The organism is Flavobacterium flavipallidum (assembly GCF_038289905.1).
GTDB lineage: Bacteria > Bacteroidota > Bacteroidia > Flavobacteriales > Flavobacteriaceae > Flavobacterium > Flavobacterium flavipallidum.
In genome coordinates this window covers 19,068-31,269 of the sequence record NZ_JBBYHU010000041.1, presented here as the reverse complement: position 1 = coordinate 31,269, position 12,202 = coordinate 19,068, and the positions used below count along the sequence as shown (strand labels likewise).

General features: G+C 32.8%; 13 protein-coding genes. 7 read left to right on the top strand and 6 right to left on the bottom strand.

The window, feature by feature from the left end:
* Positions 1 to 87, top strand: coding sequence for an IS3 family transposase (locus AAEO59_RS16395; RefSeq protein WP_407934929.1), 87 nt, complete (start codon positions 1 to 3; stop codon positions 85 to 87).
* A gap of 73 nt (positions 88 to 160) precedes the next feature.
* Here the strand turns inward: AAEO59_RS16395 and purD are convergent, their stop codons facing one another.
* Positions 161 to 1,435: a phosphoribosylamine--glycine ligase gene (gene purD / locus AAEO59_RS15070; RefSeq protein ID WP_341701580.1), complete on the bottom strand. Its 1,275-nt coding sequence runs from the start codon at positions 1,433 to 1,435 to the stop codon at positions 161 to 163.
* Positions 1,436 to 1,582: 147 nt separating this feature from the next.
* Between purD and AAEO59_RS15065 the strand changes: the two genes are divergently transcribed.
* Positions 1,583 to 2,893 (top strand): phenylacetate--CoA ligase family protein, encoded by a 1,311-nt coding sequence (locus AAEO59_RS15065; protein ID WP_341701579.1) that lies wholly within the window; start codon positions 1,583 to 1,585, stop codon positions 2,891 to 2,893.
* 208 nt (positions 2,894 to 3,101) lie between these two features.
* Entirely contained in the window at positions 3,102 to 3,623 is a 522-nt protein-coding gene (locus AAEO59_RS15060; RefSeq protein WP_341701577.1) for an ORF6N domain-containing protein, read from the top strand.
* Here the strand turns inward: AAEO59_RS15060 and AAEO59_RS15055 are convergent, their stop codons facing one another.
* The 5 genes from AAEO59_RS15055 to AAEO59_RS15035 form a co-directional block, all read right to left on the bottom strand.
* The gene (locus tag AAEO59_RS15055; protein WP_341701576.1) at positions 3,624 to 4,391 is read right to left on the bottom strand and encodes a glycosyltransferase family 2 protein; all 768 of its coding nucleotides are present in this window, start codon (positions 4,389 to 4,391) and stop codon (positions 3,624 to 3,626) included.
* 101 nt (positions 4,392 to 4,492) lie between these two features.
* A complete protein-coding gene (locus AAEO59_RS15050; RefSeq protein ID WP_341701575.1) occupies positions 4,493 to 5,476 on the bottom strand; it encodes a UDP-glucuronic acid decarboxylase family protein in 984 nt (327 codons plus the stop codon).
* Between the two features lie 56 nt (positions 5,477 to 5,532).
* Positions 5,533 to 7,212: a DUF6909 family protein gene (locus AAEO59_RS15045; RefSeq protein ID WP_341701574.1), complete on the bottom strand. Its 1,680-nt coding sequence runs from the start codon at positions 7,210 to 7,212 to the stop codon at positions 5,533 to 5,535.
* Positions 7,213 to 7,214: 2 nt separating this feature from the next.
* A complete protein-coding gene (locus AAEO59_RS15040; protein WP_341701573.1) occupies positions 7,215 to 8,699 on the bottom strand; it encodes a GH3 auxin-responsive promoter family protein in 1,485 nt (494 codons plus the stop codon).
* Positions 8,700 to 8,744: 45 nt separating this feature from the next.
* Positions 8,745 to 9,245, bottom strand: coding sequence for a peptidase (locus AAEO59_RS15035; protein WP_341701572.1), 501 nt, complete (start codon positions 9,243 to 9,245; stop codon positions 8,745 to 8,747).
* Between the two features lie 211 nt (positions 9,246 to 9,456).
* Here AAEO59_RS15035 and tatA point away from each other — a divergent pair, with 211 nt between their 5' ends.
* From tatA to AAEO59_RS15015, 4 genes are all read left to right on the top strand, one after another.
* Positions 9,457 to 9,645: a twin-arginine translocase TatA/TatE family subunit gene (tatA, locus tag AAEO59_RS15030; RefSeq protein ID WP_341701571.1), complete on the top strand. Its 189-nt coding sequence runs from the start codon at positions 9,457 to 9,459 to the stop codon at positions 9,643 to 9,645.
* A 136-nt stretch (positions 9,646 to 9,781) separates the two neighbouring features.
* Positions 9,782 to 10,381: a porin family protein gene (locus AAEO59_RS15025; protein ID WP_341701570.1), complete on the top strand. Its 600-nt coding sequence runs from the start codon at positions 9,782 to 9,784 to the stop codon at positions 10,379 to 10,381.
* Between the two features lie 222 nt (positions 10,382 to 10,603).
* A complete protein-coding gene (locus AAEO59_RS15020) occupies positions 10,604 to 10,966 on the top strand; it encodes an S-adenosylmethionine decarboxylase family protein (protein ID WP_341701569.1) in 363 nt (120 codons plus the stop codon).
* A 3-nt stretch (positions 10,967 to 10,969) separates the two neighbouring features.
* A complete protein-coding gene (locus AAEO59_RS15015) occupies positions 10,970 to 12,169 on the top strand; it encodes a DUF4178 domain-containing protein (protein ID WP_341701568.1) in 1,200 nt (399 codons plus the stop codon).
* Positions 12,170 to 12,202 lie beyond the last annotated feature (33 nt).

The following is a 12,202-nucleotide window of genomic DNA, read 5'->3' as shown; positions in this document are numbered from 1 at the left end:
ATAGATTACTATAATAATGAGAGAATAAAACTTAATCTAAAAGGAATGAGCCCGATACAATATCGAGCTCATTATTATCAAATTTAATTATAAATTCGTCTAAACTTTTGGGTGCAGTCTAAATAATCAGGACGGTTTTTTTATGCTTAATTGGTTCCGATTATACTAAATCGAAACCAATATCTTTTCTGAAATACACATTTTCCCAGCTAATCTCAGCAACGTTTTTATACGATTGTGCCAATGCTTCCTGGAAAGAATCGCCATAAGAAGTAATCGCCATTACACGACCTCCGTTAGTCACTACGTTTCCGTTGTCTAATTTTGTCCCTGCGTGGAAAACAATTGAGTTTTGAACATTTTCCAAACCGGAAATCACTTTTCCTTTTTCAAAATCTTCAGGATATCCTCCTGAAACCATCATTACCGTTGTAGCACTTCTTGGGTCAATTTTCAATTCAAATTCGTCTAATTTTTCATTGGCTACAGCCAAAAATAACTCTACTAAATCCGATTGTAATCTTGGAACAACTACTTCAGTTTCAGGATCACCCATACGTACATTGTATTCGATAACTAGAGGTTCGTTTTTCACATTGATTAATCCAATAAACACAAATCCTTTGTATGGAATTCCGTCTTTTTGTAAACCTGCAATAGTTGGTTTTACAATACGTGTTTCAATTTTTTCCATCAAAACCGCATCTACATAAGGAACCGGAGAAACAGCTCCCATTCCACCTGTATTTAAACCTGTATCACCTTCACCAATACGTTTGTAATCTTTGGCTGTTGGTAAAATTTTATAGCTTTTCCCGTCAGTTAAAACGAAACAACTTAATTCAATTCCGTCTAAAAATTCTTCGATAACCACTTTTGAACTTGCCGCACCGAATTTTTGACCAACCAACATGTTTCTTAATTCAGCTTTAGCTTCTTCTAAATCCTGAATAATCAATACTCCTTTTCCGGCTGCTAAACCATCCGCTTTTAAAACGTAAGGAGGTTGTAAAGTTGCTAAAAAATCACATCCTTTTTCAACAGTTTCAGCAGTAAAACTATCGTAAGCTGCTGTTGGGATATTGTGTTTTACCAAAAATTCTTTGGCAAATTCTTTACTTCCTTCTAAGGTTGCTCCAATTTTTGATGGACCAATCACAGGAATATTTTTCAAACTTTCATCGTTTAAGAAAAAGTCATAAATACCTTTTACTAACGGATCTTCAGGACCTACCACAACCATCTCGATATTTTCTTTGATAACCAAAGCTTTAATTGCATCAAAATCGGTTACAGCAATCGCAACATTCGTAGCAATTTCGGCTGTTCCGGCATTTCCAGGCGCCATAAAAAGAGTGTCACAAAGCGGACTTTGAACCATTTTCCAAGCAAATGCATGCTCTCTTCCTCCTGAACCTAATAGTAATATATTCATGTCTTAAAATTTTAATTGAAACTCATTTTTAGAGTGCTGCAAAAATAATTGCTTTTGAACGTAAAAAATAATTATTTAGTAAAAAGTTGTCGATTCTCCACGTTTAGTTATTCTTATAATATTATTTTTGAAGAAATAAGTACATTCATGTTTTCTATTTTCGACCTTTCGCTGCAACTAAATGGTTTTCCCATCAAGAAAGCCAAATCCGATTTGGACAAAATAATTGCACTTTCTATCGAAGAAAAAAGACAATTTATTGAAAATCAGAAACAAAATATTGTTGAATTCCACTTAGAAAACAATCTTTTTTATCAAAATTTAGTTGGTTCTAAAAACTATAAAAACTGGGAAGAATTACCCGTTTTAAACAAAACCAATCTCCAAATTCAGTTGGAATCCAGACTTTCCAAAGGTTTTTCAACCAAAAACTGTTACGTTAATAAAACCTCCGGCTCCAGTGGCGAACCTTTTATTTTTGCCAAAGACAAATACTGCCATGCGCTTACCTGGGCTTCTAATATGTATCGTTTTGGTCAATTTGGAATCGATTTAAATCGTTCTCTACAGGCTCGTTTTTACGGAATTCCACTGGATTTTTTTGGGTATCAAAAAGAAAGAATCAAAGATTATCTAGCCCATCGTTACCGTTTTCCTATTTTTGATTTATCGGATGAGATACTAGAGAAAATGCTCCAAAAGTTTCAAAGTAAAAAATTCGAATACCTCAACGGATATACGAGTTCTATTGTTTTGTTTGCCAAATTTTTGCGAAAGCGAAACCTCATCCTAAAGGAAATTTGTCCAACTTTGAAAGTATGTATGATCACTTCCGAAATGCTTTTTGAAGATGATAAAATCCTTTTAGAAACACAATTCGGAATTCCAATTATTAACGAATATGGTGCCTCCGAACTCGATTTAATTGCTTTTGAAAATCCAAATAAAGAATTGCTAATTAACTCCGAAACCCTGTTTGTAGAAATTTTAGATGAAAATAATAATCCTGTTCCAAATGGAACTGAAGGTAAAATTGTGATTACTTCTCTGTTCAACAAAGCCCATCCGTTTATTCGCTATGACATCGGTGATATTGGAATTTTGGACGAAAAAAGTACTTTGGATAAACCTATTTTGAAAAAACTTATTGGTCGTACCAATGATGTGGCAATTCTTCCAAGTGGTAAAAAATCGCCTGGACTGACTTTTTATTACGTAACCAAATCCATAATTGAAGACGATGGAAACGTCAAAGAATTTGTCATTAAACAACTTGAAATAGATCAATTTGAAATCGAATACGTCAGTGAAACCGAATTAGATTTGGCACAAATTCAAAAAATTGAAGAGTCCATTTCGCTATATTTAGAACCTCATTTACATTTTAATTTCATTCGAAAAAACAGCTTAGAAAGAACCTCCAGAGGAAAACTGAAACAATTTACTTCATTGTTATAATGTAACTAAACCACTCTGCACTGAAAGTGCAGAGGTTTGTTTTGACGAGAGACTGTAAGTCTCTCTATTTTGAAAGCTCATTTAACAATATCAAAATAAAGAAAATTATATTTTTTCGCATTACTAAAGTACTGCAATAAATTGCAGGGTTTTAGACCCGAAACTGTGACCAATAAAATCGTATATTGGTTCTTCAAATTATATTAAGATGAATACAGAAAATTTCCTTTCAGAAGAAGCAATTTCTAATACTATTTACTTTATAAGAAATCAAAAAGTAATGTTGGATAAAGATTTAGCAATACTATACGGTATTGAAACAAGAGTCCTAAAGCAAGCAGTAAGAAGAAATATATCCAGATTTCCTGAGGATTTTATGTTTGAATTGTCTAAAAATGAGTTTGAAAACTTGACATCACAAATTGTGACATCAAGTTGGGGAGGAAATAGAAAACCTCCTTTTGCTTTTACTGAACATGGAATTCTAATGCTTTCAAGCGTTTTAAATAGTGAAAAAGCCATTCAAACGAATATTCAGATTATGCGGATTTTTACAAAAGTAAGACAAATGCTTTTAGACACTACTGAAATGAAATTGGATATTGTTCAAATTCAAAAAAAATTAGAAAATCAAGGTAAAAATATCGAATTGGTTTTCTCCTATTTAGACGAGTTAACGGAGAAAAAAGAGAATGATAAAACCCGAACTAAAATTGGCTATAAAAAATAATTATATAGTCTTCTTATAAAAAGGTTTTATCACTAATTGCGTAAACAAAAATCCAATCATACAAAACACGGAAACTATCCAATTAAAACCGTGAAACTGCCTGTAAACCGCAAAATTATATCGGATTAATTCGGTTTTTGAAATAGAAAGTGAATCAGTATGAATACGATAATAAGCCAGACTTTCAGGAACGGGTTTCGCTGTTTTAATCTTTTTCAAAATATCTAGCCAAAGCATCCAATCCTGTCTTTTTCGAATACTGGAAATAGTGATTTTGCCAAAATAATCCACATCATAAATCCCCGTCAAATTGCCTACATAGTTGCAAAAAAACAGCTGTCGATACGATAAATTTCGAGGTGCTTCAATCCTTTTAGCTAACGTATTTCCATGCTCATCCATCCATTCATAAAAAGAAAAAGTAAAAGGCAACTCATAGGTTTGCATAAAATTGATTTGTTTTTCTAATTTCTCAGCTTTCCACAAATCATCCGCATCCAAAAAAGCAATATATTTTCCTTTGGCTTTCTCCAAAGCGATATTGCGGGCTACTCCCGTTCCGGAATTTTTCTCTAACGGATAAAACTGAATTCTTTTATCTGTTAGAAAAGAAGCTATTATTTTGGGAGTTGCATCAGTTGAAGCATCATCAACCAAAATGATTTCCCAGTTTTGATACGTTTGATTTTGAACAGACTGAATAGTATCCGAAATATATTTTTCAGCATTGAATGTTGGAATAATAACGGATACTAAAGGCTTTGTCATACTATGAAGTCTAAACTAGATTTATTTAAAAATCCAAAAAAATATTTGCCACAGATTAAAATCCTTTTAATCCTTGAAATCTGTGGCTAATTCATTCCGTTTTACTTAATATAATCTGAGAAATCCTTGTGTTCTTCTTTAGAAAGTTCTTCCGGAGATAGGGATTTGAAATATTCGTAAGTAATTTTCATCCCTTCTGCACGACCAACTTTAGCTTCCCAACCCAATAATTCTTTAGCTTTGGTAGTATCGGGTTGGCGTTGTAAAGGATCATTAACCGGCAGTGGATGATACACCACTTTTTGATTAGTTCCTGTCAATTTGATGATTTCTTCGGCAAAATCTTTAATGGTAATTTCGTCTGGATTTCCAATATTCACCGGATATACATAATCCGAATGTAGTAATCTAAAAATACCTTCTACCTGATCGTCTACATAACAAAACGAACGCGTTTGCATACCATCGCCAAAAATGGTTAAATCTTCGCCACGAATTGCCTGACCAATAAAAGCAGGAATAACACGACCGTCGTTCAGACGCATTCTAGGTCCATACGTATTAAAAATTCGAACAATTCTGGTTTCAACCCCATGAAAAGTATGATAAGCCATCGTAATGGATTCCTGGAAACGTTTGGCTTCGTCATAAACTCCTCTTGGACCAATGGTATTTACATTTCCATAATAATCTTCCGTTTGTGGATGTACTAATGGATCACCATAAACCTCTGATGTTGAAGCAATCAAAATTCTGGCTTTTTTAACTCTGGCCAAACCTAGTAGATTGTGTGTCCCCAAAGACCCCACTTTCAAGGTTTGAATAGGAATTTTCAAATAATCAATCGGACTTGCCGGAGAAGCAAAATGCAAAATATAATCTAATTCACCCGGTACATGTACAAATTTGGTCACATCATGGTGGTAAAACTCAAAATTTTCCAATTTGAACAAATGTTCGATGTTTTTTAAATCACCTGTGATGAGATTATCCATCCCAATAACATGATAGCCTTCTTTGATAAAACGATCGCACAAATGAGATCCCAAAAATCCCGCAGCACCTGTAATCAGTATTCTTTTCATAAATGTATTTTAACGCTCGCAAGGTATAAAAAGCATTCGAAATGCTCAATTTCCTTTTATTTTATATTAAAAATTTGTTCCAAAATTTTAATTGTAATCAGATACGTTGGTTTTACTCCTGTAGTTCCCAATCCTCCCGAAGCCAATGTACTTCCGGTTTCCAAAGGATTATCAGAAGCATAATACGCATAACGCACTTTGACATCTTTTGGGATACTCTTACGAATTTTAGAAGCCGACTGTATCGCTTTTTGATAATGCGAACCTTCCATTTCCAGACCGATCACTCCCCAAGTCGATTCGTGGAAAAACTTCAGTAAATCACGGTTTTGCAAAGAAGTTCCCAAAACCGTAACCATTGCACCTTCATAAACACCTATTCCATTACCCTGGAACATTTCGGCTGTTAATTCATTTTCAAAATAATAATTATCAGCAGTTCCTTCATTGATGTGCGCATTTGGAATCATGATATCCCCTTTTCCTCCTTCTAAAATTCCGGCTTTTCCCATTATTGAAACCGATTCTACCTGAAGATGAACATGTTTTTTATAAGGTTTTAATAACTCATCAACCGTTTCATAAGCCTGCTCACCAAAGGCATAATCCATCACAATCAACACCGGATTTTGGTCTCCAAAATTAGCATTTGGAAAGGAAGTTTTCGACCAATCGATTTTAGCCGTGTCAAAAATTTGAACATCAATATTGGCTCCTTCACTTTCCGGCAAAAATAACATTCCGTGCTCTAAAGCCGTTTCAATAACCGTGGTACGATGACCATTTGCCGTAGGCCTACTTAATTCTTCAAAAATTTCAAAATCAGTTTTTCCTTTAAAAGAAGCTTTCAAAGCCGATTTTGCAAAAATAGAATTCATCACCGAGTGCATATTGGCACTAATTACATGAATAGGACGTTCTAAAAGATGATTTTCCTTTAAAACTTCCTTGATATTCGTTGCCCAAATTTCGCCGTGAATATGATGTCCTAAACGTTCTCGTAAAATGGGACTAAAAGTGATAGTTCGTTTATTGTTATTTACAACTTCTTCAATAGCTAATTTTCCTAACCAAAAAATGATATGTAAAAAACGATCCGGTACTTCATCTGAACCAAAATCATCGTAAATTTCTAAAACATCTTCAAAACTACGACCCAAAATATTTGCGGCATGTGAAATGGCAATTTCTTTTTCGACCAAAGTCAGATACTCGTTTTTTAAAACCGCTTCTTCCAATTTTAACCAATCTCTGGAAACTTCACCATTATCATCAAGAAGAACCCTGTTTTTTATCTTATGTGATTCGATAAAAATAAATGTCAGATGCGTCAAAATATCATAGATGTCCGAGCGTCCACGAGTAATCTCGATATTCATTTGTTCATCATCAATCCGATAACAATTGCGTCTTCTTTTTGGAGGAATTATGGGTTGAAAATGGGATTTGGAATAACCTTCATCAGAAGTCAGGTTGATATATCGGCATTCTTCAATACCCATTGGTAACCGCTCAATCACGTATAAAAGTCCTTTGAGTTCTACCTTTTCATCGGCAATATTTCCATAAATTTCCGGACGCAATGTTAGCAATGCTTCACGCAAAGAATCACCTGAAACGCCCATTGGTTTATAAAAACCTCTACTGAACAAATGACGCATAGTTATGTACATTTTTTCAATAGCAGCTGATGATTCCTGAGCACGCGTTCTCGATATGTTTTTAGATTCTTTCATAATTATTTAGATAAAAAATCTGCAATTTTTCGATCATTGGATAATCGTGGAATTTTATTTTGTCCGCCTAATTTTCCGATGGATTTCATGTATTCCTGAAAACCATTTTTAGGCACTTTGGTAATGACTACTTTTTGCAAAATGTTCCCCACAATCAAATCATCATAATAAATATTTTGTTTTCGCATAGCATTGTCTATCGCCTCCGCAAATGCGTTCATGTCCTCCGGTTCTTGTTCAAACTCGATAAACCATTCGTGATATGGCAATCCTTCAAGTGGATTGATTTGAGGTGCCACCGTAAATTCATTTACTCGAATATTGGTTCCTTCCATGGTTTCCTGCAAAGCACATTCTACTTCTTTACCAATGACATGTTCGCCAAAAGCAGAAATGTAATGTTTGATTCGTCCCGAAACAATAACGCGATAAGGCGCTAAAGAAGTAAACTGAACCGTATCGCCAATATTATAACCCCACAATCCCGCATTGGTAGAGATAATCAACACATAATTCACTCCTAATTCTACTTCACCAATAGTGTAACGTCTTGGATTTTGATTGTAAAATTCTTCGCTCTTAATGAATTCGTAGAAAATTCCCGAATTCAACAACAGCAACATTCCCTTTTCTTTTTGAGAATCCTGATAGGCAAAAAATCCTTCGGAAGCCGGAAACAATTCTATACTGTCTACTTTTCGACCAATTAAATTTTCAAATTTGGCACGATACGGTTCGTAATTGACACCTCCGTAAATAAACAAATTGAAGTTCTTGAAAATTTCACCTACAGGCTTTCCTCCTTTTTGCTGCAAACGCTCAAAATACATTTGCACCCAGGAAGGAATTCCTGAAATCACGGTCATGTTTTCGGAAAAAGTTTCTTCAACTATCGCATCAATCTTGGCTTCCCAGTCTTCCATGCAATTGGTTTCCCAAGATGGCATGCGGTTTTTTTGCAAATATTTCGGTACAAAATGCGCTACAATTCCGGAAAGTCGGCCAAACTGAATGCCGTTTTTTTGTTCTAAAATGGGACTTCCCTGCAGGAAAATCATTTTCCCATCCACAAAATCGGATTTGCCCGTTTCATAAATATAACTCAAAATGGCATTTCGAGCCGCTTCAATATGAAACGGCATCGATTCCTTTGTCAACGGAATATATTTAGCCCCCGAAGTCGTACCTGAAGTTTTAGCAAAATACAGCGGTTTGCCTTTCCATAATATATTTTCTTCACCTTTAACCACTTTTTCCACATAGGGTTTTAAATCCTCATAATCCCTAATTGGAACTGATTTTGTAAAATCGTCTTTGGTTTTTATTTGGTCAAAATGATGGTCTTTCCCAAATTGAGTTTGCTTTGCTTCCCGGATTAAATTTTCAAAAACTGCTTGTTGAGTTGCAACAGGATTTTTGGCCCAAGCCTGCGTTTTTTTGTGAATATGCTGGGCAAATAATTTTGCCGCTATGGATTTAATTGACATTTTGTTTTGCTAATTATAATTTTTGAAGAAAATAAATACAATCTATTATTTCTTCTTTTTCACACTGCTTTGCTGTGCCTCTTTTTCTTCTTTTTCTACTTCTGCTCTCAATTCCAATTCTGCTTTGGAAGCTGATAAATCTGCCTTTGGAACAGAATCAAGAGGAACGGCTAAAATGGAATCTTTATTAAATTTGGCATAATCTAATTTACCTGTTAATACTTTTTGTATCGATGATATATAGGCCTGATTTTTCTTTAAAATAGTTGTCAGCGAATCTGATTTTAATGCTAATTCCATAGCGTCCTTCTTTAATTTTGTTGAAGAATATCCCGGAATATATTCGCGCAAAGGCGTAAAAGCAATAATCAATGTTGTAACTGAAATCAGAAAAATAGCTCCCAAAGTAGCTACCACAAAGACATTCATCAAAGTTAGTTTTAAAGAAAAAGTTTCCTCAAAAGTATCCTCATTCAAAATAACCAAACGGTTTTTTGTGAAGAGTTTTTTATGCAGTTTTTTTCTTTTTAACCTTTTTTCAGACATGCTTATGCTTTTTCACAAATATATGAATTAAAGTCAATCCTTATGCTTTGTCAGCATTAGCTTATCATCATAAAAGATGTAAAAAAAATTAGAAAATTTTTAACGTAATATAAATTAAATAATTGCGTGAAAAGAATCCCCATTAATTTATTCTGTATATCTTTGTAGCTAGTTTTAATTACAAATTTGCTTCGGCATAAATTATTCAATCATGGGAAGATTTGGAGTTACAGAAATCCTTGTTATATTGGCAGTAGTATTATTACTTTTTGGAGGTAAAAAAATTCCGGAATTAATGAAAGGTTTAGGTAGTGGAATTAAAGAATTTAAAAACGCTGCTAAAGACGACCAAAAACCTGCTGATAAAAAAGAAGAAAAAATCGAAGAAGAGACAAAATAAAAAATTCTATTTTTTATCTAAAAACCTGATTTAAATGAATTCATTTGAATCAGGTTTTTTTATATTTTTAACTTCAACTTTGTTTTTGTAAGTAAAAACCAATTACATTTGCGTAAGAAATTTAACTTATAAAACAATGAAAAAAATTGTATTATCATTAGTTGCTTTGGTTTCATTTGGTTTAGCTAATGCGCAAATGAAAGAAAGAGGAGTAATTGAAATTACCCCTAAAATAGGAACTTCAAGTTTTGCTGAATATGATGATGATGGTTCTACAAAATCAAATTCCGGTGTAGAATTTGGAGTAACAACTGACTATTATTTCAACAACAGATGGAGTTTACGATCAGGTTTGATTTTTGACAAAATGGGTGGTAAATATGAAAATGGTGATCCTTTTTTGTGGGAAGATCAATTAAATTATTTAAGCGTTCCTGTTAATGCTAACTGGCACTTTGGAAGTACCAGAAAATGGAATTTAAATTTTGGTTTAACTCCTTCTTTTTTGTTAAGTGCTAAAGTTAATGACCAAAAAGTTCCTGATAATCTAATAGAAACTTTCCAATTAGGATTGACTTTTGGAATTGGATACAAAATTGAAATTACTGAAAAATTTGGTCTTTTAATTGATGCTCAATGGTTTAATGGTTTAACAAATATTAATAATGGACCAGACAATAGAAATATAACAAACGGTGGTTTTAGTTTTAACTTAGGCGGTGTTATTCATTTGTAAATAAATAAAATTTTAAAATCCCAAAGTCCAATAAATATTATTGAATTTTGGGATTTTTTATTTTTAGTGATTTTACAAAAACATATTAGGCTCCCAGCATGTTATATTGATGCATATTAGATTTTTTGTAAATATTTTATTTAAATACTAGTATTTTTTATTACTTTAGTACACTTTTTACTACTTAGTATAGATTAGTAAAATTTAAAATACTAATTTTTAATGACAATAGATTCTTACTCTCCTGGTTTACATAAACTTGTTACGCTTGAAGTACAACAAGAAGAAAAACTAATTTCCAGCAAGAATTTTATAAGCTTTTCTGAAGATTTAATTTTAAAATATAATTTGGAAAAAGTAGGGATTAGTCAGCATGATTTTGACAACAATAGTTTTACCATTGCTATTTGTTTAAAAGAATCTCATATCTGTATTCATACCTGGCCTGAATTCAAACAATTAACCTTAGATGTGTATTTGTGTAATTATCTTCAGGATAATAGCCAGAAAGTAAAAGAAATTACAGCTGCATACATTACTTATTTTGATGCTAAAGTTTTAAAAGATTTTGAAATTAACCGATAGTTTATGAATGTTCCTTGTTTTAATTGCAACACAACCACTACTCTGGATATTAATTTTGAAGTAACCACTTTTGCTTGTCCAAATTGTTCTTATGTTTATAAAAATACCCGAGATGCTGGGCTTAAATTTTATAATAAATTCAAATTCTATTCTTTTGATGAAAAATTTGAAATCGGTAAAATTGCGAGATTTAATGATAAAGAATATAAAATAACCGGAGTTCTTATTAAAGAAAACAAAGGTTTTGAATGGACCGAATATATTTTAGAAGCGGACCAAAATGACTATTTATATTTATCGGAAGCTTCTGGACATTGGATTATTTTAAATGAAATAGAATATCCTGAAAATATTAATTCTTATCCACTATGGGTTAAACACGAAGAAATGACCTTCGATAAATATGATATATCAAATCCAACAGTAATTGCCGCAAAAGGTTTTTTTGATTTTGATATTTATAAAAGGATTGAACTTTTAGAATATATCAATCCTCCTTTGATACTTTCATTTGAAAAAATAGGTCAAGAAAAAACAACTTTTTTTGGAAAACACATTTCAAAAAGTGACATAAAAAAAGCTTTTGGGGTAACTAATTTACCCTCTAAAAAAGGGATAGGACTAGTACAACCATTTATATTCGATATTAGGAACTTAGCGTTAACTTTTTGCGTTGTTGGCTTATTAATTTTACTAACTAATTGGTTTCTTAACAAAGACCAAATTGAAGAAAAAGTACTTAATACTGAAATTGCCTTTGACCAATTTACAACTAAAGATTATGTCACACCTTCTTTTACTTTAAAAGGCAGTGCAGCGCCATTATCCATAAGAGCCCATTCTAATGTTGATAATTCATGGGCTAATTTACAAGTTGCTTTAATAAATGAAACAACCGGTGAAGAAATTTATGCCAATAAAGACATCGAATATTATCATGGCTACACAGATGGCGAAAACTGGGCTGAGGGAAATCCTACTGTAGAATTTAATATCTGTGGTGTAGCTGCAGGCAAATACCATTTAGCACTTACTCCCATGAAAGCATCCGAAGATATTTTAAACCAATCTATTCAAATTCAGGCAACTTGGTCCAGTCCTTCTATGCGAAATGTTTGGATGGTTTTCATATTTATGATTGCTTTTGTTATAGCAATGTATTATTTGGATAAAAATTTTGAAGAAAAAAGGTGGAATGAATAACGACTTTTAAAATGGAAAAAATTGTAACTTTTA